The organism is Pseudoflavonifractor sp. MSJ-37 (assembly GCF_018917965.1).
Classification (GTDB): domain Bacteria; phylum Bacillota; class Clostridia; order Oscillospirales; family Oscillospiraceae; genus Pseudoflavonifractor_A.
In genome coordinates this window covers 1-24,148 of record NZ_JAHLPP010000004.1, presented here as the reverse complement: position 1 = coordinate 24,148, position 24,148 = coordinate 1, and the positions used below count along the sequence as shown (strand labels likewise).

Annotated in this window: 19 protein-coding genes and 1 pseudogene; 5 read left to right on the top strand and 15 right to left on the bottom strand. The window is 65.2% G+C overall.

The window, feature by feature from the left end; all coding sequences use genetic code 11:
• Positions 1-13 precede the first annotated feature (13 nt).
• The 3 genes from holA to KQI12_RS08885 are packed head-to-tail and all read right to left on the bottom strand — an operon-like array spanning position 14 to position 4,847.
• Positions 14-1,075 (bottom strand): DNA polymerase III subunit delta, encoded by a 1,062-nt coding sequence (gene holA / locus KQI12_RS08895; protein ID WP_216572607.1) that lies wholly within the window; start codon positions 1,073-1,075, stop codon positions 14-16.
• A gap of 18 nt (positions 1,076-1,093) precedes the next feature.
• Positions 1,094-3,355 carry a ComEC/Rec2 family competence protein gene (locus KQI12_RS08890; RefSeq protein ID WP_216572606.1) on the bottom strand — a complete coding sequence of 754 codons (2,262 nt, stop codon included), beginning with the start codon at positions 3,353-3,355 and terminating at the stop codon, positions 1,094-1,096.
• Positions 3,348-4,847: an AAA family ATPase gene (locus KQI12_RS08885; RefSeq protein WP_216572605.1), complete on the bottom strand. Its 1,500-nt coding sequence runs from the start codon at positions 4,845-4,847 to the stop codon at positions 3,348-3,350. The genes KQI12_RS08890 and KQI12_RS08885 overlap by 8 nt, the downstream gene beginning before the upstream one ends.
• A gap of 236 nt (positions 4,848-5,083) precedes the next feature.
• On the opposite strand from KQI12_RS08885, the gene KQI12_RS08880 reads away from it, so the two are divergent.
• Entirely contained in the window at positions 5,084-5,983 is a 900-nt protein-coding gene (locus KQI12_RS08880) for an Ig-like domain-containing protein (RefSeq protein WP_253290944.1), read from the top strand.
• A 454-nt stretch (positions 5,984-6,437) separates the two neighbouring features.
• On the opposite strand, the gene hpf is transcribed toward KQI12_RS08880, so the two are convergent.
• The 12 genes from hpf to KQI12_RS08820 all read right to left on the bottom strand — a co-directional run bounded on the left by hpf (position 6,438) and on the right by KQI12_RS08820 (position 20,012).
• Complete coding sequence (gene hpf / locus KQI12_RS08875) at positions 6,438-6,989, bottom strand: ribosome hibernation-promoting factor, HPF/YfiA family (RefSeq protein ID WP_216572603.1); 552 nt, start codon at positions 6,987-6,989, stop codon at positions 6,438-6,440.
• A 153-nt stretch (positions 6,990-7,142) separates the two neighbouring features.
• Positions 7,143-7,985 carry a fumarate hydratase gene (locus KQI12_RS08870; protein ID WP_216572602.1) on the bottom strand — a complete coding sequence of 281 codons (843 nt, stop codon included), beginning with the start codon at positions 7,983-7,985 and terminating at the stop codon, positions 7,143-7,145.
• A gap of 19 nt (positions 7,986-8,004) precedes the next feature.
• On the bottom strand, positions 8,005-9,159 hold the full coding sequence (locus KQI12_RS08865; RefSeq protein WP_216572601.1) for an amidohydrolase: 1,155 nt from the start codon (positions 9,157-9,159) through the stop codon (positions 8,005-8,007).
• 164 nt (positions 9,160-9,323) lie between these two features.
• Positions 9,324-10,622 carry a S1C family serine protease gene (locus tag KQI12_RS08860; RefSeq protein ID WP_216572600.1) on the bottom strand — a complete coding sequence of 433 codons (1,299 nt, stop codon included), beginning with the start codon at positions 10,620-10,622 and terminating at the stop codon, positions 9,324-9,326.
• A gap of 12 nt (positions 10,623-10,634) precedes the next feature.
• Complete coding sequence (locus KQI12_RS08855) at positions 10,635-12,068, bottom strand: cell wall metabolism sensor histidine kinase WalK (RefSeq protein ID WP_216572599.1); 1,434 nt, start codon at positions 12,066-12,068, stop codon at positions 10,635-10,637.
• Positions 12,068-12,757 (bottom strand): response regulator transcription factor, encoded by a 690-nt coding sequence (locus tag KQI12_RS08850; protein WP_216572598.1) that lies wholly within the window; start codon positions 12,755-12,757, stop codon positions 12,068-12,070. Before KQI12_RS08850 ends, KQI12_RS08855 begins: the two co-directional genes overlap by 1 nt.
• Before the next feature lie 112 nt (positions 12,758-12,869).
• Positions 12,870-14,030: a cation diffusion facilitator family transporter gene (locus tag KQI12_RS08845; RefSeq protein WP_216572597.1), complete on the bottom strand. Its 1,161-nt coding sequence runs from the start codon at positions 14,028-14,030 to the stop codon at positions 12,870-12,872.
• 96 nt (positions 14,031-14,126) lie between these two features.
• Positions 14,127-15,398, bottom strand: coding sequence for a dicarboxylate/amino acid:cation symporter (locus tag KQI12_RS08840; protein ID WP_216572596.1), 1,272 nt, complete (start codon positions 15,396-15,398; stop codon positions 14,127-14,129).
• Positions 15,398-16,264 carry a dTDP-4-dehydrorhamnose reductase gene (gene rfbD, locus KQI12_RS08835; RefSeq protein ID WP_216572595.1) on the bottom strand — a complete coding sequence of 289 codons (867 nt, stop codon included), beginning with the start codon at positions 16,262-16,264 and terminating at the stop codon, positions 15,398-15,400. The genes KQI12_RS08840 and rfbD overlap by 1 nt, the downstream gene beginning before the upstream one ends.
• Positions 16,265-16,446: 182 nt before the next feature.
• A complete protein-coding gene (locus tag KQI12_RS08830) occupies positions 16,447-18,534 on the bottom strand; it encodes a hypothetical protein (protein WP_216572594.1) in 2,088 nt (695 codons plus the stop codon).
• Between the two features lie 80 nt (positions 18,535-18,614).
• Positions 18,615-19,538: an SPFH domain-containing protein gene (locus KQI12_RS08825; protein WP_216572593.1), complete on the bottom strand. Its 924-nt coding sequence runs from the start codon at positions 19,536-19,538 to the stop codon at positions 18,615-18,617.
• Positions 19,539-19,565: 27 nt separating this feature from the next.
• A complete protein-coding gene (locus KQI12_RS08820; RefSeq protein ID WP_216572592.1) occupies positions 19,566-20,012 on the bottom strand; it encodes an NfeD family protein in 447 nt (148 codons plus the stop codon).
• 205 nt (positions 20,013-20,217) lie between these two features.
• On the opposite strand from KQI12_RS08820, the gene KQI12_RS08815 reads away from it, so the two are divergent.
• From KQI12_RS08815 to KQI12_RS08800, 4 genes and pseudogenes are all read left to right on the top strand, one after another.
• Positions 20,218-21,342, top strand: coding sequence for a class I SAM-dependent RNA methyltransferase (locus KQI12_RS08815; RefSeq protein WP_216572591.1), 1,125 nt, complete (start codon positions 20,218-20,220; stop codon positions 21,340-21,342).
• A gap of 389 nt (positions 21,343-21,731) precedes the next feature.
• Positions 21,732-22,016: a co-chaperone GroES gene (groES, locus tag KQI12_RS08810; protein WP_216572590.1), complete on the top strand. Its 285-nt coding sequence runs from the start codon at positions 21,732-21,734 to the stop codon at positions 22,014-22,016.
• Between the two features lie 87 nt (positions 22,017-22,103).
• Positions 22,104-23,732 carry a chaperonin GroEL gene (groL, locus tag KQI12_RS08805; RefSeq protein WP_216572589.1) on the top strand — a complete coding sequence of 543 codons (1,629 nt, stop codon included), beginning with the start codon at positions 22,104-22,106 and terminating at the stop codon, positions 23,730-23,732.
• Positions 23,733-23,899: 167 nt separating this feature from the next.
• A pseudogene (locus KQI12_RS08800) lies at positions 23,900-24,148 on the top strand (hypothetical protein); the annotation flags it as partial.

Here is a 24,148-nt window from a genome sequence, read left to right as displayed (position 1 = left end):
TCTCTTTCTCCTCTCAGCTCCGCTTAGGGACGGCCAGCTCCATCAGGAGCGTGACCAGAAGGCGCTCCGCGTCCGCGCCGTTGGATTTCATGGCCAGATCCGTCTCCGCGCACCGGATCACCGCCCGGCGGCACCACTCCAGCGAGAAGCGCTTGGCCGAGCCCATCAGCTTCTGGGCCGGATAGTAGTTCTTGATCTTCCACAGGCCCATCAGGTCGGAGATCCCCTTCCTCCGCTCCAGGAGCAGGCGGGCGGCGTAGAGCTGGCGCAGGTTCTTGCTCAGGGCCGCCAGGATCTTGATCGGGATCTCCTGCATCTGGAACAGGTCCCCCAAGACGGAGGCCGCCCGGTCGAAATCCCCCTCCCCGATCGCGTCGGTCATCTGGAACACGATGGCATCCAGCTGGGGCGTGGCCACCGCGTCGATATCCTCCCGGGTCACCCGGCGCCCCTTGGCGTAGGCCCCGATCTTCCCGATCTCCGAGTTGAGGACGTTCATCAGGTCCCCGCAGAGGAACATCAGGTACTTGGCGTCATCAGAGCTGATATCGTGGTCCATGGCCCGGAAGTGCCGGGCGATCCAGGCCACCAGATCGTCTTGCCCCTGCCGGTCGAAGGACACCACCTGTCCCTTCTCCTGGATCAGCGTGGCCAGCTTGGTGCGTCCGTCCGCCTTGTAGCCGATCAGGTCGTAGACGAACACCAGACACACATAATCCGGCAGGTCGGAGAGGACCTTCATCATCCCCTCCCTGTCTCCCTTATAGATGTCATAGTCGTTGACCACGATCAGGGTCCGCTGGCTCATCATGGGCAGGCAGTCCACCAGCTCCTGGAGCTTCTTCAGGTCGAAGTCCTTCCCCGCCATGGTGTGGAGGTTGAACTCCTCCATGCCGGTCAGGAGCTTCTGCTTCATGGCCTTCAGGTAGTGGTCCCGCAGATAGGATTCCTCTCCCTTGAAGAGATAGAGGTTCCCCAGAGTCCCGGCCTTGATGTCGTTCTTCAGCCGCCGGAAGGAAGCTCCGCCATCCGTCGTTTCCTTCTTCCCGGCCCGTTTCGTGCCCTTGGGCGGCATGGTCCCCACCCCTTTCTGTCATTTCACATGGAAGTCGATCCGGCCCTGCCAGTCGGTGCGGTAGACGGCACAGCCCGCCCCCGCCGCCCGGGCCAAGGTCTCCGGTGCGGGCTGTCCATAGGCGTTCTCCCCCACGGACACCGCCAGATAGTCCGGCTCCACCGCCTCCAGCAGGTCCCAGGACGTGGCATAGCGGGAGCCGTGGTGGCCCGCCACCAGAAGATCCACCTGGGGCAGCGCCCCGTATTTCACCAGACGGCGCTCTACGGCATCGTCCATATCTCCGGTGAGGAGGGCATCGAACCCCTCCGCCGAGCAGAGGACCGACAAGCCCTCCTCGTTGGCGGTCCCGGCTCCCAGAGGCCGGACGATCCGGAACTCCGCCCCGCCCAGCCGGAAGGAGGCGTCCTCCGACAGCAGGCAGACCTCCGTGCCCTTCTCTTCCGCCAGAGACAGGATCTCCCGGCGGAGGGCGTCCCCCTCCTCCACATCAGGGACGATCAGAGTCCCCACCTCCATGCGGCGCAGGAGCTCCGCCACGCCGCCGGCGTGGTCGGCATGGTAGTGGGTCAGGATCAGTACATCCAGCGTCCCGATCCCCGCGCTCCGGAAGAAGTCCGCCGCCGTATCCCCGGCCGCTGTGCCGTCCGAGCCGCCGCAGTCCACCAGCGCGGTCCGGCCCTGAGAGAGGAACGCCACGCTCTGCCCCTGCCCCACGTCCAGGACGGACACGGTGAGCCGGTCGCCCCGGAACTCTGCCGCGGTGCAGACCAGCGCCGCACACAGCCCCACGGTCCCCGCGCAGAGAGGCAGGACCGGCCGGATATGGACGTGCTCCCCTTTCCGCAGGAAGAAGAGCAGGATCAGCAGGACATAGACCAGCCCCAGCCAGCCCCGGAGGTAGACGCTCTCCAGCGGCACCGACGCCAGCGGGAGGCGGCTCAGCTCCTCTGTCACCCACAGCACATACTGGGCCAACAGGGCCGCCGGGAACGCCAGGAGGCATCCCAGGGCCGGGACGGCGAGGCCCAGCGCCCCGGCCAGCAGGGCCAGGGCGAAGGCCGCCGATACCGGTCCCAGGATCAGCAGGTCCGTCACCGGCCCGATCAGAGACAGGGTCCCGAAGTACCAGGCCGTCAGGGGCACCGTGAACACCATCGCCCCCAGCGTCGTGGCCAGAGAGGCCGCCAGGAAGCGGAAGGCCCGACAGCCGGTCCGCCGGAGCCCCTTCGGCTTCCGTGGGATCCACCAGGTCCAGTTCTCATAGAGCCTTCCGGACAGGGCATAGATCCCCGCCACCGAGGCAAAGGAGAGCTGGAGCCCGATCCCAAGCCCCGCATAGGGGCCGTTCAGCAGGATCAGCATCAGGGCCAGCGACAGGGAGGTCGGCCCGTCGTTCTCCCGCTCGCAGAGAGGCGCCAGCAGGAGCATCGTCTGGAGGGACACCGCCCGCAGGACCGACGGCGTGAAGCCCGCGATCCCGGCGAACGCCCCCATCAGCAGGATCGTCCCCAGGGCGGTCCGCTTCCGTCCCGTCCCCAGGAGCCGGACGGCCAGTCCTGCCAAAAAGGACACATGGAGGCCGGATACCGCCGCGATGTGGGCTGCCCCTGCCCGCTTGAGGGCGCCGTAGGTCCCCTCGTCCAGACCGCTCTTGTCCCCTGTCACCAACGCGGTGAAGAAGCCGGACAGGTCCTCCGGGAACGCCCGGCCGATCCCGTCCTTCAGCACTCGGCTCCACATCGCCGGGAGGAGCCGGAGCGGCACCCGTTCCGGGCGTTCTGCCGTCCATCCGTCCCGAAGGGTCCCCGTCAGGAAGATGCCTTCAGCCTCGTTCCCCGGCGCATCCGTCCGGGACAGGACCGCCGTCCCCCGGATCCGGTCTCCGGGACGCAGATCTGCCGGTGCCTCATCCCCATAGAGGCGGATCCGCAGGCCAGCGCCCTGCTCTGTATGCAGGGCGGCCTCGGCAGACCATCCATATCTCGTCTCGCTGGGCCAGTCTCCGATCACCGCCTCGATGGGCCGCTCGACCCCATCCAGCATCTGAGCCGGCATCAGCGTCCGGCTCTGGTAGAGGGCCGTCCACGCCAGTCCCACCGCCAGCCCGAAGCACACCAGACGGACCCGCAGACCGCTCCGTCCATGGAGGGCGAAGGCGGCTCCGCCCAATGCGGCGCACAGCGCCGCCAGCGGCAGGAGGAGCCCGGACGGGAGCAGGGACACCGCCGCCAGCATGGCGGCAGAGCAGGCGGTGGTGAAGCAGAAGAGCTTACGCATCTGTTTCCGACGTGGACGGCTCTTTCTCTTTCTCTTCCTCCCCTCGGATATCGGCGGCGGACAGGGCCATCAGGTCCTCCTTCGTGGGGGCCTCCAGCTGGGCCACCCGGTCGGCCTGACGGGCCACGGCCTTCTCGAAGAGGTTGCGGACCTCCCGGGCGTTGCCGAAGTTCTCATCCCGCTCCTCGTAGAGTGTCCGGAACACCTCCTCCGCGCACCGGCCGGCCTCCTTGTCCAGAGTATAGCCGTTCTTGGCGCACATGGAGCGGAAGATCATCACCAGCTGGTCCCCGGTATAGTCATCGAAATAGAAGTACTTGTTGAAGCGGCTCTCCAGACCGGGGTTGGCGTGGATGAAGCGCCCCATCTCCTGGGTATAGCCCGCCACGATCACGATCAGGTCCTTCCGGTGATCCTCCATGTTCTTCAGGAGCACCTCGATGGCCTCATGTCCGAAGTCGTTGGCATTCTCCGAGGAGGCCAGGGCATAGGCCTCGTCGATGAAGAGCACGCCGCCCAGAGCCTTCTGGACCACCTCGTTGGTCTTGATGGCGGTCTGTCCCACGAATCCGGCCACCAGGCCGGACCGATCCACCTCCACCAGCTGGCCCTTGGAGAGCACCCCCACAGCCTTGTAGATCTTGGCCAGGAGCCGGGCCACGGTGGTCTTTCCGGTGCCGGGGCTGCCCAGGAACACCAGATGGAGGGACATGGGCGGCACCGGGAGCCCGTTCTCCTCCCGGAGCTTCCGCACCTTCACCAGATTGATGAGGCTCTTCACGTCGGCCTTCACCTTATCCAATCCGCACAGCCCATCCAGCTCGGCCAGGAGCTCCTCCAGCGTGGGCTCCGGCTGGGCGGCCTCTTCGGAGACTGGCTCCCCCTCCGCGTCCGCTTCGCCCGTCTTCCCGGCCTCCGGCGCGGAGGCGGCGGGACCCTCGGGAACTGAGGGCACCGGGGCATCCGGCCGGGGCGTCACGAAGTCCATGGGGGCCAGCGGGGCCTTCTCCGTACCGATCCCGTCCCGGTCGCACAAGGCAGAGAGCGCGTCCATGCAGGACTGGGCGAAAACGGCCTCCTCCCGGCTCACGCAGTCGTCCACCGCCGCGAAGAGCAGGATCATCAGCCCGGTCAGGTCGATGAACCGCCGGGCCAGATGGGTGCCTGAGACCCTGTCGCAGGCCCGCATCCGGGCGAAGCAGTCCAGAGGCCGGAACCCCGGATACTCGGTGACGGCGGTGCTCAGCTCCCAGAACAGGATGCTGGGCACCGGCGCGCCGGGCTGGTACACCGCGTCGTAGTACTCCACATGCCGGGGCGTCAGAGCCCCGCTGTCCTTCTGCCACACGCCCAGGGCACAGGCCCGGAAAAAGATGTCCGCCTCCTGCCCGAACCGGAGCCGGAGAGTGGGGTCGGCGATCTGTGCCCGGAAGGCGCTGACGCTGTCCACATACTGCTTGTGTACCGCCGCCGCGGTCATGCTCCCCTTCATCTGACCACCTCGCTGTCGTTCTGTCGTACGATCGATTATACTGTGATCCGGCCCCGGATGCAAGCGTCCCGCCGGATCCGTGTTTGTTACAGGAGTCTACATAATTATTAATTTTTATTGAACGATCCTCCCCCGCGGTTGACGCTCCCCTCTTTCCCGTGTAGAATAGAGTCGATATCGAATCATTGAACGGAGGGATCCCGATGCCGAAAGCCTCTGCGCCGAATCGGAACAAAATGATCCATTGTGATGTCTGCGGCGAGGATTACGCCGCTACTTATAGACGCTGTCCATTCTGCAACGGCCGTCCCCCTGAGGAGGACGACGGACGCCGGGGCGGGCGGCGTGTGGCTACCAACACCCGGGGCGGCGGATATTCCAGCGGCCCCACTCCCGCCAAGGTCCTCACCACGGTGATCTCCCTGGCCCTGATCGTAGCGGCGGTGTGCATCGTGGTCTCCATCGTCAAACCCATGATCGACCGGGGCAGCACCACCACGCCTCCCTCCGCCACTCCCGTGGTCTCTGCCACCCCCGCTCCCACGGACGATCCCGCGGCGGAGCCCTCCGTCACCCCGCCCGCGGACCAGACCGCCACCGGCTTCACCCTGAGCCAGAGCGATTTCACCCTCTCCCATTATGGGGAGACCCATACCATCTCCGCCTCCTTCTCCCCCGCCGACAGCGTGGGCTATCTGGTCTGGACCAGCAGCGCCCCCAATGTGGTCAGCGTGGATGAGAACGGCACGGTCAAGGGCATCGGCAAGTCCAACGGCGTGGCCAGCGCCACCATCACCGCCACGCTGAAGGGCACCGACATCGCTCAGAGCTGTATCGTCCGGGTGCGCTTCGACGCCCCCGCCGGGGCCGCTGAGCCCAGCGCCTCCCCCTCCGGGAGCGGTGCTTCCAGCGCGGCTCTCTCCCTGAACCAGACCGACTTCACCATGCCCAAGGGCTCCACCGTGCAGATGCGTGTGTCCGGCACCAGTTCCACCCCCGCCTGGAGCACCACCGACAGCGCTGTCGCTACCGTCGATGCCAATGGTCTCATCACCATGGCCGGCAAAGGCACCACTACCCTCGTCTGCAAGGTGGACGGCCAGGAGCTCACCTGCATCGTCCGGTGCAGCGGCTGATCTTCCGCAAAACAGCAAGGTCCCGGTACTTCCTCCTGCTCTGAGAAAGTACCGGGACCTTTTTCCACACACTGTGGAAAAACCAGAACGGTCGGCTGGATCAGCGGCACCGTCCTGGTCTTTCTGTGATCGGTAAGGGCAGGGATCATTCCACTCGAATATCGATCGGACTCAGCGCGAGAGCGCCTCCACCCTCTCCCTGATACCATTGGCCCCTTTCGAGTTCGATCCGCCGAGCCGAGCATACCATATTTCCAGAAAGGTATACAGAGCCCCGATACACAAACGTCCCATGCCCAACGCCTTGATGGCGCGGGCATGGGACTTGATGTTTCTTTGGCCTGGCCGGGTACTCACGGCCGATCTCGACCGGCAAGGGTCATGTCATCTTTCGAGACCTGTCTTACGGATGCGCAGCTATCGGCTCGCGGTCCGTCCTTGGACTGCCTGCCGCTTACTCCGCGTCCTCGATCAGGCCATAGCCGCCGTCGTTGCGCTTGTACACCACGGAGAAGCTGCCGTCATGGTCCACGTCCTTGAAGGCGAAGAAGGTGTGATCCACCAGATTCATCTGGAGGACGGCCTCTTCCACCGTCATGGGCTTGATGGGGAACTTCTTGGTGCGGACGATCTTGAAGTCATCGTCCTCGGTCTCCGCGTCCGGGGCAAAGGTGGAGACGTCCTCCTCGTCCACGGAGCGGGTGAAGGCATCCTGACGGAGCCGCTTCTCCAGACGGGCCTTGTTCTTGCGGAGCTGGCGCTCCACAGAGGCCACCGCGGCGTCGATCGTGGCGAACATATCAGACGTGCTCTCCGCCACACGGATGATGGTACCACCGGAGCGGACCGTCAACTCCACGTTGTTGCGGTCCTTCTCAACACTGAACACGACAGAGGCCTCCGCGTCCGCCTTGAAATAGCGGTCCAGCTTGCTGACCTTCTTCTCAGCGTAGGAATGCACCTTGCGGGGGAGGTCGACCTTCTTGTCGGTGAACACGAATTTCATAGTGTCAGCTCCTTACTGCCCTCCGGAGAGGGCCTTTGTCGTTGCCGGAGCGCCTCTGACTCCCACCGGAGCCCTCATCGGTCCTCCTTGTGGCAAGTATAACATGATCCGTTGGAAATTTCCACTCCTTTTTGGATGTTTTTTACGATCTGTTCACAAAGTCATCTCGGCGTGCCGAGTCACATGACAGCCGATGTTCACCACACAGGGCAGTCCCGCGATGTGGGTCCCGTAGGGCAGGATGCACACGGACAGGGCAGTGGTCGAGCCGCCCAGGCCCTGCGGGCCGATGCCCAGCCGCTCGATCCGCTCCAGAGCTTTGGCCTCCAGGTCGGCGTAGAAGGGATCCGCGTTGTGCTGGTCCAGAGGCCGGAGGAGTGCCTTCTTAGCCAGGATCGCCGCCATCTCGGCCGTGCCGCCCAAGCCTACGCCCACCACGATCGGCGGGCAGGGGTTGGACCCGGCTTTGGACACGGCCTCCACGATGAAGTCCACCACGGCGTCAGGGCCGACGGAGGGCTTGAGCATCCGCAGAGCGGTCATGTTCTCACTGCCGAAGCCCTTGGGGGCCACGATCAGCCTGAGCCGGTCTCCGGCCGTCATGCTCAGATGGAGGACGGCCGGGGTGTTGTCGTTGGTGTTCACCCGGCGGAGGGGATCCCCCACCACGGAACAGCGGAGATGGCCCTCCACATAGCCCCGGGCCACGCCCTCGTCCACCGCGTCGCTCAGCAGACCGCCGGTGATGTGGACCTCCTGTCCCAGCTCGGCGAACACCACCGCCATGCCGGTGTCCTGACAGATGGGCAGGCCCCGCTCGTCGGCGAACTTGAAGTTCTCCTCCAGGTCGCCCAGGATGGCCTTCCCCACCGGAGAGCGCTCCGTGCGCTCCGCCCGCTCGATGGCCGCCCGCACGTCCATGGGCAGGTGGCAGTTGGCCTGGATGCACAGGTCCCGCACCGCCTGGACGATCTCCTCATATGCGATCTCTCTCATGCCTTCGCGCTCCTCTCGCTCACTTGATCCGGCGGCCGTCGATGAACACCGCCTCGATCTTGCTCTTCCAGTCCAGAGGGTGACCGGAGGCCACCACGATATCAGCGTCCTTGCCGGGCGTCAGGGTACCCACCCGCCGGTCCACGCCGGCCAGCTCCGCCGCATTCTTCGTGATGCAGGCCAGGGCCTCCTCCTCATCCATGCCCGCCCGGACCGCCATGGCGGCACAGAGGGGCAGGTGCTGGATGGGAGTCTCCGGGTGGTCGGTACAGATGGCCACCTTCACGCCCGCTCGGGCCAGGATCACCGGGCCCTCCAGCGTGCTCCCGGCCAGCTCCGGCTTGCACCGGTCTCCCAGACAGGGCCCGGTGATGACTCCGGCCCCCTCCGCCGCCAGCAGGTCGGCGATCCGATGGCCCTCCGTGCCGTGGACGATCACATAGTGGAGGCCGAACTCTTTCGCGATCCGCACCGCCGTGGCGATGTCGTCGGCCCGGTGGGCATGGAAGTGGGCGGGCAGGCTCCCGGCCGCCACCGGCACCAGTGCCTCCAGCTTCACGTCCAGATCCGGCATCTCCAGTTCCGGATCCTCGTTGGCCTTGTCCTGCTTGTCCCGGTACTCCAAAGCCTTGGACAGGTTCTCCCGGATGATGGCCGCGGTGGCCATGCGGGTCATGGGGGTCTCCTTCCGGTCGTTATACACGGTCTTGGGGTTCTCGCCCAGCGCGAATTTCATGGAGGCCGGGAAGTGGAGCACCGCCTCGTCCACCCAGCGGCCGTTGGTCTTGAGGACCACGCTCTGGCCGGCGATCGGGTTGGCGCTTCCGGGTCCGGTGAGGACGGTGGTGACGCCGCCCTCTCTCGCCTCCTCGAAGCACCGGTCCAGCACGTTCACCGCGTCGATGGCCCGGAGCTGAGGAGTACAGGGATCTGTGGACTCGTTGCCGTCGTCCGCCTCGAAGCCCACGGAATCGCCGAACATGCCCAGATGACAGTGTGCGTCCACGAATCCCGGGAAGATGTGGCCGCCTTCCGCGTCCAGCACCTCGCCCGCCGCCGCGGGAACTCCCTCCATGGGCCCCACCGCCTTGATCTTCTCCCCCTCGATCCACACATAGCCGTTGGGGATCACTGGTCCGTCCATGGGATGGACCACTCCGTTTTGGATCAGCATCGCTTTCGACCTCTCTCAACAAAAGTTCTGTTTGACATTACTGGAAAATTCAGGTATTCTATACCTGCGGCGCGGTCTCCTGACTGCCGCGCCCAACTCCATTCTCTCTTATTTGTGCTTTGGGACGACCGTGTGGCTCACACGATCGTCCCCTTTTTCTTCTTTTACTGGGACAAGGTCCACTCCTCGATCAGCGCCACGGTGAGGGTCCACTCCGCGCCGTCCCGCCAGACGGTCAGCGTGAGCGTGTCCCCCGCGGCCAGCCCTGCCTTCTGGGCGTTGAGGGCCGCAATGTCAGGGGTCGGGCAGCCGTTGGCGGCACAGATCACGTCCCCCTCCCGGAGTCCCTTGGCCCAGGCGTCCGACCCCGGGTCCACACTGGCCACATAGAGCCCCTCCGGCAGGTCCGTCCCATTCCCGTAGGCGGCGGAAGGGCCGGCTGTGATGCCCAGCACCGGACGGCCCGTCACATGGCCCTGCGCCATGAGCTGGTCGCCGATCTCCTTCACGGTGGCGGAGGGGATGGCGAAGCCCAGGCCCTCGATCGTATTGAACTCGGAACGCATCTTTAGGGTGGTGATGCCCACCACCTGTCCATAGGCGTTGACCAGCGCGCCTCCGGAGTTGCCGGAGTTCAGGGCGGCGTCGGTCTGGATCAGGGTCATGGTATTGCCGTCCACCGGGATGGTCCGGTCCAGATAGGACACGATCCCCTCAGTCATGGTCCCCGGGAGCTGTGCCCCCAAGGGGTTTCCGATGGCATAGGCCGGATCCCCCACCTGCAAGAGTTCGGAGTCCCCGAACTCCGCCGGGAGCAGGCCCTGAGCCTCCACCTTGAGCACGGCCAGATCCGTCTTGGCATCGCTCCCCACCAGCCGGGCGTCATAGGCTCCGCCGCCGTCCAGGCGTTCTACCTGTACCGTGGAGGCCCCTTCGATCACGTGGTGGTTGGTCAGGATGTACCCGTCCCCGCTGAGGATGATGCCCGTGCCCTGAGACACGCCCTTGGGCACGGTGCTCTGGACGCTGACGACAGAAGGGAGCACCTTCTGATAGATCTGCCGGGGCGTCAGCTCCTGTCGTCCCGTCTGCGCGGCCAGTGTCAGCGGCGTCCCCTCTCCGGCGGGGGCCCGGGCCACGGTGGTCTCCGGCGTCTGGCTCTCCGCCGGACCCACGGGGATGTCCGCCGGGAGCGTGGTGATCGTCCCCGGCAGGAAGCCGCTGAGCCCCAGGGCCAGCAGGAGCGCGCTCCCGCCCAGCGTGACGGTCAGGAACGCCGCCAGGACCAGCACTGCCCGGCGGCGCTTCGGACCGCCGGGCCTCCGCCGCACCACGGGGCAGGGCGGGCGCCGGGGCGGCGGAGCAGTCCGCCGCAGAGGGGCCTCCGGGGGCGGAGGGACCGGAGCGGAGGCGGAAGGCCCCGCCGTCTCCAGGTCCGGCCGGTCGAAATAGTAGCTGTGCATAGTGCCCTCTCCTTATGCCAGAGTCAGGGTGAAGGTGAACTCGGTCACGCCGTCCTCGCTGGTGACGGTGATGTTCTCCTTGTGGTTCCCCAGGATGGTCTTGACGATATAGAGCCCCAGGCCCACGCCCTCCCGGTCCATGCTGCGGGAGCGGTCCGACTTGTGGAAGCGGTCGAAGAGGAGGGCCAGCTCCTCCGGCGGGATGGTCTCGCCGGTGTTGCGCACCGACACATAGGCCTTTCCGCCCTTGGTGACGATGCCGATCCCCATGGTGGTCCCCTCGGCGGAGAATTTGATGGCGTTATCCAGCAGGTTGTAGCACACTTGGGTGATCGCGTCCGGATCGCCCCATACGGTCACCGGCCCCTCGGGCAGGTGGGTGTCCACGTCCAGATGCCGGGCATTGATCTTGGTCTCCAGACTCACCAGCACCCGGAGCATGACCTCGGAGACGTCGAACTGCTCCTGCGCGGTCACGTTCTCCTTGGACTGGAGGCGGGACAGGTCCAGCATCCGCCGCACCAGCCGGGACAGCCGCCGGGTCTCGGAGGAGATCGTCTTGAGGTACTCCTTCTCCCGCTCCGGCGGGATGGTACCATCCAGGATACCGTCGGCAAAGCCGGCGATGGTGGTCATGGGGGTCTTGAGCTCATGAGATACGTTGGCGATGAACTCACTGCGCTTGGCCTCCGACTTGGCCAGTGACTCGGCCATGGTATTGAAGGCCTCGGCCAGCTCGCCGATCTCGTCCTTCCGGTCCTCATAGCCCGTGACCCGGGCGTCGAATTCTCCATGTCCGAATTTCCGGGCCGCGTCGGCGATCTCCTTCATGGGCCTCGTCTGGTGGAGGGATGTGACGGAGCTGCCGATGAAGGCCACGCACAGCACCACCACCGCCGTGAACAGGAAGATGGTGGCCACCGCCCGCCACAGCTCGGTGAGGCTGGAGCTGTTGGCCGCCACGAAGATCAGGTTGGTCTCATAGGTGTGTCCGGTGAAGTCGCTCTGCACCACCGCCCGGCCGGCCACATAGCGCCGCTCCTGGAAGATGCCGCCCAGATCGGTGAGGCCGCTGTAGCTGCCGCTCTCGCTGACGGTGTCGCAGATGGCGGCGGGCACTGCGGGGGCCGCCATTCCGTCCCGGATGGAACCGGTGGAGTAGAGCTGGACCCGCCCGTCGGTGCGGCAGATGAGCACATAGATGTCTGAGATGCTGGCGATCGAGCTGACATAGGCTTTGTAGGAGGAATCCTGGAGGCTCCCCCCGCTGGCGGCCATGGCGCTGGTGAACTCCGCGATGAAATCGGCATTCCGGGCCATGGCATCCTGCTTCTCCGAGATGGTATAGCGGTAGGTCAGGGCGATGAAGGAGATGCCCAGGAGCAGGAAGGAGGTCAGGATGATGGCTGCCATCATGGAGAACTGTCGTCCGTAGATGCTTTTCATCAGGAGTTCACGACCTCGAATTTATAGCCCACGCCCCAGACCGTCTTGAGGCTCCACTGGTCGCTGACGCCTTCCAGCTTCTCCCGCAGGCGCTTGATATGTACGTCCACGGTGCGGGAGTCACCGAAGTAGTCGAAGCCCCACACCTCATCCAGGAGCTGGTTCCGGGTGAACACCCGGTTGGGGGCGGAGGCCAGATGGTAGAGGAGCTCCAGCTCCTTAGGCGGCGTGTCCACCCGCTTGCCGTCCACCCGCAGCTCATAGGAGTCCAGGTCGATGGTCAGCTTGTCGAAGGAGAGCTTCTTCTCCCCGTTGTTCTCCTCCGCTCCGAAGCGGCGGAGGACCGCGTGGATCCGGGCCAGGACCTCCTTCATCTCGAAGGGCTTGACGATGTAGTCGTCCGCGCCCATCTCCAGCCCGTTGACCTTGTCGTCGGTCTCGCCCTTGGCGGTGAGCATGATGACCGGGGTCTTGTCGTTCTCCCGGATCTTCTTCAGGACGGACCAGCCGTCCATGACGGGCAGCATGATGTCCAGCAGGACCAGATCCGGCCGGAAGGAGCGGAACAGCTCCACTGCCTTGCCGCCGTCCGGCGCGACTGCGGTCTCGAAGCCCTCTTTCTCCAGATAGAGATGGAGGAGCTCCGCAATGTTGGTCTCATCTTCCACGATCAGGACCTTCGTTGCCATAGGACTTTCCTTCCTTTCCTCTGTATCAGGTCATATCTGTTTCGATATCATACACCCGTTTTCCTCGGAACGGGTGTACATTCTGTGAACGACGCCGGGCCATCTCGGTCTGTCAGGCCCGGTCGATCTGGATCACCGCATAGCATCTGGGGTCCGCCGCCTGGATCCGCTGGAGGATCATAGAGGTCAGCGTATCGTCGTCCACGGCCAATTTATGGGGGGCCACTACGTCGAAGGATACATCGGTATGGTCCCCGCAGGCCATACACTGGAAGTCATGGAGGGTCAGCTCGGGAGCCACGGCCCGCACGGCCTCTTCCACCAGCGCACGGCACCGGTCCGTGGCGGCGTCATCCGCCGCCACCGGGTCGATGTGGATCACGGTCTCGATGCCCAGCCGGTCTTTCAGCTCCCGCTCGATGTGATCCACCGCCTCGTGGATCTCCACCAGCCGGGCATCCCGGGCCACCTCCGCGTGGAAGGACATCATGGTCCGGCCCGGGCCGTAATCGTGGATGATCAGGTCATGCATCCCCACCACCTGAGGGTGGGAGAGGACGATCGACCGGATCTCCTCCGTCAGGGCTTCATCGGTGCTCTGGCCCAGGAGGGGATCCACCGTATCTCTGGCCGCCTGCCAGCCGCCCCGGAGGATGAACGCCGACACCAGCAGGCCCGCCCAGCCGTCCACTGGGATGGAGGTGAACTGACCCGCCACTGCCGCCAGCAGGACCGCCGTGGTGGCCACCGCGTCGGACAGGGAGTCCAGAGCCGTGGCCGCCATGGCCGCCGACTCCAGCTTTTTGGAGAGATAGCGGTTGAATCGGCACATCCACAGCTTGACGGCGATGGAGGCCAACAGGATCCCCACCGACATCGCCGAGAAGCGGACCGCCTCCGGGTGGAGGATCTTCTGAAGGGAGGACCAGCCCAGCTCCACGCCCACCACCAGGATCAGGAGAGACACCAGCAGGCCCGCCAGATACTCGATCCGACCGTGGCCGAAGGGATGTTCGTCATCGGCCCTCTGTCCCGCCAGCCGGAAGCCCACTAGGGTCACGACCGAAGAGCCCGCGTCGGACAGGTTGTTGAAGGCATCCGCCGTGATGGACACGGATCCGGTCAGGAGCCCCGCGCAGAATTTTCCGCCGGAGAGGAGCAGGTTGAGGAAGATGCCTACCCCGCCGGAGAGCAGTCCGTACTGCTCCCGCACCCGGGGGTCCTTCGTCCGGTCCGGTTCCTGTATGAAACGTCTGATGAGTCGTTCGATCATGCTGTCTCCCATCCTGAGGGCCGTACCCTCGGTCCGGCCGCCAGAGCGGCCTCTGTCCTCTTCCCGCTGTCGGTCAGCCGGATATGCGGCGGTCCCTCAGTCTCTGCGGAACACTTCTTTGTCCAGCGTTCCGTCCTGATGGGCCACGATGGTGGTACACACCGCGTCGCCGGTGATGTTCACCGCCGTGCGGGCCATGTCCAGGATCCGGTCGATCCCCATGATGAGGCCGATGCCCTCTGTGGGCAGGCCCACCGAGTCGAACACCATGGCCAGCGTCACTAGGCCCACCGACGGGATGCCCGCCGTGCCGATCGACGCCAGTGTGGCCGTGGCGATCACGGTCAACAGGTCCACCGGCGTCAGCGTGATGCCGAAGGCCTGAGCCACGAACACCACCGCCACGCCCTGCATGATGGAGGTACCGTCCATGTTGATCGTGGCGCCCAGCGGGATCGTGAAGGAGGAGATCCGGCGGGAGACGCCCACCTTCTCCTCCAGGGTGTCGATGTTCATGGGGATCGTGGCGGTGGAGGTGGCCGTGGAGAAGGCGAAGCTCATCACCGGCGCCATCTTCTTCAGGAACCGGACCGGCGAGAGGCCGGTGAACACCTTCAGCAGGATCTGGTACACGCCGCAGCACTGGAGGGCCAGGGCGATCAGCACCGACGCCATATACTTGAACATGGGGATCATGGCGTCGAACCCCAGGCCGGAGAAGGTCCGGGCGATCAGACAGAACACGCCGACGGGCGCCAGCGCCATGACCATCATGGTCATCTCCATCATGATGTCGTTGAACTGCTGGAAGAAGTTCGTCACCATCTGGACCTTGTCCTGAAGCTTGGCCAGGATCACGCCCACGATCAGGGCGAACACGATGACCTGGAGCATCTCTCCCTGGGCCAGCGAGGCGATCGGGTTTTGGGGGATGATGTTCAGCAGGGTCTCGGCGAAGCTGACCTTCTCCTTTGGCGCCGCAGTCTCCACCGTTTGGATCGCGGACATATCCAACCCCAGGCCCGGCCGGATGACCATGCCCACCGTCAGGGCCACCGCCACCGCCAGCATGGTGGTGGCCAGATAGAAGCCGATGGTCCTGACGCCGATCTTGCCCAGGGCCTGGCTGTCGCCGATAGCGGCGGCGCCGCAGATCAGAGAGCAGAACACCAGAGGCACCACCAGCATCTGCATCAGCCGGATGAAGCCCTGGCCCACCACATAGAACACGCCGTCCACCAGCACGTCCTGCACGAAGGCGGACTCCCCTGCGAAGAAGTACAGCAGGATTCCCGTCACCGCGCCGCCCAGCAGGGCCAGGAAGATCTGCGTGGTGAGGCCGATCGTTTTCTTGCCTGTCTCTTCCATCAGTGCTTCCCTCCCCCGGTCCGATGCCCGAAGTGGTCCCGGAGGGCCGCCTTCCAGTCCGGCATTCGGTAGAGGCCGGTGATCCGGAGCATCATGTTGTCCAGAAGGGTATAGCGGGGGCGCAGGACCCGTGCGCCGGTCCCCTCCTCCACCACCACGGGCACGTCCTCCATGCCCGCCAGCCGCAGGATCTCCCGGGCGTACTCGCTCCGGGAACACCCGCCCTCGCAGGAGGCGTGGTACAGGCCGAACTCCCGGGAGTGGATCAGGCAGTCGATGAAGCCCGCCAGAGCCTCCGCCGAGGTGGGCGTGGAGATCTCATCCTCCGCCAGCCGGACCACGCTGTCCCGGGCGGCGGCATCCATGACCCGGGTGATGAAGTCGTCCGCTCCCGCGCCGTACAGCCAGGAGGACCGGACGATCACGTGCTTGTCGGTGAGCTCTCCGACGAGCCTCTCGCCGGCGTATTTGCTCCTGCCGTACATGGTCACCGGGTGGGCGTCATCGAACTCACACAGGGGCGCGTCCCCGGTGCCGTCGAACACGTCGTCGGTGGAGATCTGGATCAGCTTGGCGTCGATCCGCCGGGCGGCCACCGCCAGATTGCGGGCGCCGATGGCGTTGACCTTATAGGCCTCCTCCGGCTTCTCCTCACAGAGATGCACATCGGTGAGGCCGGCGCAGTTGATGATCACGTCCGGGTGGTTCAGATCGGCGAAGCGGCCGATCTCCCGGCTGTCCTCCACCGGCAGGTCCCGGTCGCTGGTCACCAGCTTATAGGCGATGTTTCGGTCGAACCGACGGCACAGGGCCGACCCCAGCCGGCCGCCCGCGCCCGCGATCCAAATGCGTGTAGTGATACTCATGGTGATGATACGCTCGCTTTCTACAGTTCGGAATAACGAATGCCCGGGCGGATCCCGCCCGGGCATGACGCGTGGATGGGATGCCGCCTCTCAACGGGGAGTGCGATATGGTATTATATCACACCCCTCCGCCCGCCGTCTATCTTCGATCCATCCTTCCCGATCCCATCCCGCCCTATCCCTCAGGAGGGCCAAGTGGGGATGGCCATGTCCGGATGGACCATATGGATCTGATCCGCCAAGGACTGCATCTCGGCGTGGCTGAGCGGACGGACTTTTCGGAAGAACCGGACCGTGATGCCGTCGGCCTCCAGCACGAAGGGCTCGTCCAGCTCCTCGTAGGCGGCGGCGATCCCCGTTCCGGTGAGGAGCTGTTCCGCCGGGGCCCAGACCACCTGCTGGTCCTCCCGCGCCAGGTGGAGCTGGATCGGGTCGGCCGCCGCCAGGATATCGCAGTCGTACAGAGCGGCGGAGAAGCCGTCCCGCTGGTCCACCGCCGGCAGGTCGATCAGATAGGCGCTCCGGTCCGCGTCAGAGGTCCGGGGGAGGCCCAGAGAGTCCTCCGCATTCACCAGCGCGCTCCGGTTCAGCGTGAACGAGGAGGCCAGCAGGCCCACAGTCTCCCCCTCCTCCCCGAAGCGGTCCAGCCGCCGGATCAGCTCCACCATCTCATCGGCGTCGGCCCGCCGGGGCGGAGCGTAGGAGAAGTTGGGATACGGGATCCACAGGGGGTAGTCCTGGATGATCCCGCTCTGGGTCCGGGGCAGGGCTGGACTCAGGAACGTGGGCAGCACCAGCGCCGCCGCGGCCAGCCGTCCGGGCCGCCCCAGCTCCGCCAGACGGTGGATCCCCAGGATCGTCAGGCAGGCCAGGGCCGGGGCATAGAGCAGGAGGTGCTGCTGTCCATGGGACTGCACCCGGACGAAGATCAGGAAGCACAGCACCGGCTCCAGCAGGAGAGACACCGCCGCCGGCCGGTCCTCCCGCCTCCGGCAGAGCCATAGCCCCAGCGCCGTCAACAGGATCAGCGGTACGGCCCCATAGTACCGGAAGAGCATCCGCACATCCACCCCCAGGCCCAGATCATAGGCGGCGTACATCTGGGCATAGTTGGCCAGCAGGCGCCTGGATACGAAGGTCTGGAGGAAGAACAGGAGCGGGAAGCCGAAGCCGCTGAGATAGCCCAGCACCGGCGCGAGGGACCGCCGGAACGCCGCGGCATCCACCGCAGTCGTCAGCAGGAGGGCCAGCGCGTAGAACGCATACCACCGGCGCAGGACCACGGCCAGCGCCGCCAGCAGGCCGATCAGCAGATACCGGGAGAACCGTCCTCTCCCCGGCTCCTTCAGATGGAGCAGGAGGGCCGCCGTCCCCACCGCCGCCCCGGCGATGTCCACATATCCCGTGACAGATGTGTAAAACAGGGAGGGCAGGGCTCCGATCCCGGCCAGGGCCGGCCACAGCCCCGGCCGCCGCAGGCTCCGGGCATATCCCCACATCAGCAGGAGCATGGGGAAGAGGCAGAAGTTCCCCACCGACATGAGATACACCAGCCGGGAGGGGCCAAACAGCAGGGCGAAGGGCACACACAGGAGCCCGATCGTATCGTTGTAGTCGGTGGTGAAGATCGAATCCCAGATATCCCGCAGGGCCGCCCCGATGCCCTCATCCCGGAACGTCTCCGCCAGGGCATAGGTCCGCCTCCAGTAGATGGCCGCGTCCCAGCTGTAGATGGTGGCGCTCCCCTTGGCGTAGGCGAACACCGCCGCGTTGACGAGGAGCCACAGGCCCAGCACGGTCAGCCAGTCCCGCCGTTCCAGCCCGGCCAGCCACCGCCGCGCTCCGGGAAGGCACTCCCACAGTGCGAAGGACAGATGGAGCAGGAAGATCCCCAGCAGGAGCCCGCCGCCCAGCAGAGCCGCCAGGCTCAGTCCCCGGCGCAGGACGAGGCCGCCCCCGGCCACGGCGCTGTCCAGCGTCAGCCCCCGCCAGTGGAGGCAGGCCAGCACCGAAAGGGCGCAGACCGCCCAGCTCCACCGCCGGCCGCCGAAGGCCCGCTCCGCCAGCCAGTCCTCCACGGCCGGAGCCAGGACCGCCCCCAGGAGGGCCAGCACCGGGCTCAGGAGCAGAAGCCCGCCCAGCGGCAGGGCCAGCTCCCGGAACTGGTACAGGAACGCCCCCAGACGCACCGCCAAGAACACGCCGATCAGTCCCCCGGCCAGGGCATAGCAGACCCGTCCGGGCCAGTTCCCTCTCCGCGCCGTCTCCATGTCCATCCCTCCTCCGCAAAAAGTCCCCCGCCGCACCGCGGCGGGGGACTCCGCATGCCGGACGTGTCCGACACGCTGTCTTACTGCTCCGTCTTTGCCTTGTCGGGCTCCATGCCGTCAAAGACGCTCTTGGCGCTGGCACACAGGCCCGCCAGGCCCTGGATCTCGCTGGGGATGATGATCTTGGTGGCCTTGCCGTCGGCGGCGGCCTGGAAAGCCTCCAGCGCCTTGATCTTCACCACCTGATCGCTGGGGTCGGCCTTGTTCAGCATCTCCAGAGAGTCGGCCATAGCCTTCTGGACCTTGAGGATGGCTTCCGCCTTGCCCTCGGCCTCCAGGATGGCGGCCTGCTTGGAGGCGTCGGCCCGGAGGATGGCGGCCTGCTTCTCACCCTCGGCCACCAGGATCTGGGACTCCTTCTGGCCCTGGGCCTGGAGGATCGCCTCACGGCGCTCCCGCTCGGCCCGCATCTGCTTCTCCATGGAGTCCTGGATATCCCGGGGCGGGATGATGTTCTTCAGCTCCACCCGGTTCACCTTGATGCCCCAGGGGTCGGTGGCCTCATCCAGGATAGACCGCATCTGGGTGTTGATGTGGTCCCGGCTGGTCAGGGACTGGTCCAGCTCCAGATCGCCGATGATGTTGCGCAGGGTGGTGGCGGTCAGGTTCTCGATGGCGCTCATGGGGTGCTCCACGCCGTAGGTGTAGAGCTTGGGGTCGGTGATCTGGAAGTAGATCACCGTGTCGATCTGCATGGTCACGTTGTCCTTGGTGATGACAGGCTGGGGGGCGAAATCTACCACCTGCTCCTTCAGGGAGACGGCCTTGGCCACCCGCTCGATGAAGGGGATCTTGAAGTGGGGGCCCACGCCCCACACCGCATGGAAGGCACCCAGGCGCTCGATGATATAGGCTTTGGACTGGGGGACGAATTTCAGGTTCACCGCCAGGATCAGCAGGATCAGGATGATGAGGATGGTCAGGACGATCATAGGCACAGGCATATCAGTTCCTCCTTCTTCTTCGCTCGGTCAGTTCGGTCGGGATACGGGGACATCGGGCGCGACATAGAGCTTCACGCCTTCGATGCGCAGGATCTTGACCACGGCGCCCTGCGGGATCGGTGCGCCGCCGCTCCGGGCCGTCCAGGTCTGGCCTTCCACCTGCACCGCACCCTTCCCGGCCAGGTCGTCGATGGTCTCTGTGACCACGGCCTCCTGTCCGATGAGGCGGTCGGCATTGGTGGCCGCCCGCGCTCCGGGGGCCATCCACCGGCGCAGGAGGGGCCTCACCCCCGCCAGACACAGGGCGGACACCGCCAGGAACGCGGCCGTCTGGACCCAGACGCTCTCCACGGCCAGTGAGAGCAGGAGCGCCGCCAGCGCCCCCACCGCGAACCACAGGGACACCAATCCCACCGTCAGCCCCTCCACGATCAGGAAGAGCACCAGCGCAGCCAGCCAGAAGATCCACCACATGATCCGTCCCTCCTCTCCCCGGCATCGGTCTTGGTCCTCTTTATGATATCATACATGGCACGAGAAATCCAGTTTGAAAGCGGTAAAGTTCCCGATGTCCGCCGCCCGGGACGGTCCCATACGGCGGAAACGGTTGCCGTTTCTGCCCGGATAGGATATACTGATGGTACCATCTCAATCAAACATCGGATCGGAGCCTCATTTTATGGATACACTTCAACTCGTCATCCCCACCCTCTTCGGTCTGGAGGGCCTGGCCGCGGAGGAGCTGCGCCGGCTGGACCTGTCCGGCGTGGCCGCGGAGAACGGCCGCGTCTTCTGTTCCGCCTCCCCCGCCGACATCCCCCGGGTCCTGCTGGGCCTGCGCACCGGCGAGCGGGCGCTGGTGGTGCTGGGCCGCTTCTACGCCGCCGACTTCGACGCCCTTTTCGAGGGGGTCCGGGCCCTCCCCTGGGAGCGGTTCATCCCCAAGGGCGGCGCCTTCCCCGTGAAGGGCCACTCTCTCAACTCCGCTCTGCGGTCGGTGCCCGCCTGCCAGTCCATCGTGAAGAAAGCCGTGGCCGCCCGTCTGGGCGCCAAGTATGGCCTGGAGACCCTGCCGGAGGACGGCGCGCTCCACCAGATCCAGTTCTCTATCCTCAAGGACGAGGTCACCGTCATGCTGGACACCTGCGGCCCCGGCCTGCACAAGCGGGGCTACCGGGCCGTGGGCGTGGCCGCTCCTCTGCGGGAGACGCTGGCCGCCGCCATGGTGATGCTGTCCAAATACCGGGGGCGGGATCCCTTCTGCGATCCCTTCTGCGGCTCCGGCACCATCGCCATCGAGGCCGCCCTCATCGCCCGGAACCGGGCCCCCGGCCTGAACCGGTCCTTCACCGCCCAGAAGTGGGACTGGCTCCCCTCCAAGCTGTGGATGGCCGCCGCGGACGAGGCCATGGACAAGGAGTTCCACGGGGACTATGACATCTGGGGCGGCGACATCGATCCCTACGCCGTGGAGATCGCCCGGAGCAACGCCGTGAAGGCCGACGTGGAGGACTGCGTCCGCTTCGAGGTGGCCGACGCCACCCGCTTCCACCGGGACGAGCCCTACGGCCGCGTCGTCACCAACCCGCCTTATGGCGAGCGGATCATGGAGAAGAAGGAGGCCGAGGAGCTCTACCGGGCCTTCGGCCAGACCGTCCGGGGGCTCCCGCAGGGCTGGAAGGTCTCCGTCCTCTCCTCCCACACGGAGTTCGAGCGGACCTTCGGCCGGACGGCCGACAAGCGCCGCAAGCTCTACAACGGCATGCTCAAATGCGACCTCTTCCAGTACACCGGCAAAAAGTGATCTTCGCATCCCCCTGGGAGGACCGTTCCGCGGTCCTCCCCTTTTTGCGCTCTTCTGATGTCTTTTCTGCAAAAAGGCCGCTTTCCCTGTCTCTCAGACGGTCTTTCTGCTAAAAATGCTCCGGTCGGGCCGCCGGAGCAGCGCGAGACCGACCGGTCTATTTCCTCATTTCCGAGATATCGCGAGAAAAAAAGAGATTGGATGACATATAGCGAGTTTTCATCATTCTTTTGCGGTGTTCCCAAAAACATTCACAGAAATTTAAAAAAATAGGGCTTGCAGAATCGAACAAGTCAGTTTATTATAATAGGCGTGTTAGCACTCCGAGTTTTTGAGTGCTAAACCCCGATATCGTTTGAACACTTATCACATATAAGGAGGAACCCATTATGAAACTCAAGCCTTTGGCTGATCGTGTCGTTCTGAAGATGGTGGAGGCCGAGGAGACCACCAAGGGTGGCATCATCCTGACCGGTGCCGCCAAGGAGAAGCCCGAAGTGGCCGAGGTCATCGAGGTCGGTCCCGGCGGTCTGGTCGACGGCAAGGAAGTCGATATGATCGTGGAGCCCGGCGACAAGGTCATCACCAGCAAGTACTCCGGCACCCAGATCAAGATCGAGGGCGTGGAGTACACCATCGTGCGTCAGGGCGACATCCTGGCCGTGGTGGAGTAAGACGCTCCCCCCCTCCCGGCGGACGGACCGTCCGCCGGACCCGATCCCATATCATAAACTTACTCGATATATTGGAGGTAATCCATCATGGCTAAGATCATTTGCTACGGTGAGGACGCCCGTCACGCTCTGGAGCGCGGTGTCAACCAGCTCGCCGATACCGTCAAGATCACTATGGGCCCCAAGGGCCGCAACGTCGTCCTGGGCAAGAAGTTCGGCGCTCCCCTCATCACCAACGACGGCGTGACCATCGCCAAGGAGATCGAGCTGGAGGACCCCTTTGAGAACATGGGCGCCCAGCTGGTGAAGGAAGTCTCCACCAAGACCAACGACGTGGCCGGCGACGGCACCACCACCGCCACCCTGCTGGCTCAGGCCATCATCCGCGAGGGCCTGAAGAACCTGGCCGCCGGCGCCAACCCCATGGTCATGAAGAAGGGCATCGCCAAGGCTACCACCGCCGCCATCGAGGCCATCAAGGCCAACAGCCAGAAGGTCAACGGCAGCGCTGACATCGCCCGCGTGGGCGCCGTCTCCTCCGGCGACGAGACCATCGGCAAGCTGATCGCCGAGGCCATGGAGAAGGTCTCCCACGACGGCGTCATCACCGTCGAGGAGTCCAAGACCGCCGAGACCTACAGCGAGGTCGTGGAGGGCATGCAGTTCGACCGCGGCTACATCACCCCCTACATGGTCACCGACACCGAGAAGATGGAGGCCGTCCTGGACGATCCCTTCATCCTGGTCACCGATAAGAAGATCTCCAACATCCAGGAGCTGCTGCCCGTGCTGGAGCAGGTCGTCAAGACCAGCAAGCCCCTGATGATCGTGGCTGACGACGTGGAGGGCGAGGCTCTGTCCACCCTGATCGTCAACAAGCTGCGCGGCACCCTGAACGTGGCCTGCGTCAAGGCCCCCGGCTTCGGCGACCGCCGCAAGGAGATGCTGAAGGATATCTGCGTCCTGACCGGCGGCACCCTGATCTCCTCCGATCTGGGCTATGAGCTGAAGGACGCCACCTTGGATATGCTGGGCAAGGCCCGTCAGGTGAAGGTCCAGAAGGAGAACACCATCATCGTGGACGGCGCCGGCACCAAGGAGGCCATCAAGGGCCGTGTGGACCAGATCCGCAACGAGCTGGCCATCAGCACCTCCGACTACGACCGTGAGAAGCTGCAGGAGCGCCTGGCCAAGCTGGCCGGCGGTGTGGCCATCGTCCGCGTGGGCGCCGCCACCGAGGTCGAGATGAAGGAGAAGAAGCTCCGCATCGAGGACGCTCTGAACGCCACCCGCGCCGCCGTGGAAGAGGGCATCGTGGCCGGCGGCGGCACCGCCTATATCAACGCTGTCCCCGCCGTCGAGAAGCTGCTCGGCGAGGTCGAGGGCGACGAGAAGACCGGCGTCCAGATCATCGCCAAGGCTCTGACCGAGCCCGTGAAGCAGATCGCCACCAACGCCGGCATCGACGGCTCCGTGGTCCTGGAGAAGATCCGTGAGTCCGGCAAGGCCGGCTACGGCTTCGACGCCTACAACGAGACCTACGTGGACATGATCCCCGCCGGTATCGTGGATCCCACCAAGGTGACCCGCTCCGCTCTGGAGAACGCGGCTTCCATCGCCGCCACCCTGCTGACCACCGAGTCTCTGGTGGCCGACAAGCCCGAGCCCCCCAAGCCCGCTATGCCCGCCGATCCCGGCATGGGCGGCATGTACTAAGCGGTCCTCCGCTCGGTCCGATCTGAGATGAGAAAGCCGACACTCACGCCTGTGGGTGTCGGCTTTTTTCCTGCTTTTTTCCCCATCATCTCCCCCCTCCGTCCGACGTCCCCGTCCCGTTCGGGCCATCTCCTCCCCGGTCACATCCAACACAAGGAGGAATGGATATGCCGAATCATACCGAACACTATCAGCTCCACCAGTGGGAGCCGGGGGACCCGTTCCTGCGGACGGACTTCAACGGGGACCTGGCCAAGATCGACGGGGCGCTGGGCGGGCTGGCGCAGGCCCACGCGAATCTGAACTATCACCTCTACAACCTGCTCCTGCAAAACGACTACGAGGGCAAGTACACCGGCTTCAAACGGGCCATGCTCTTCGACGGCTTCCGGGACGGGAGCGGCATCCAGTCCAAG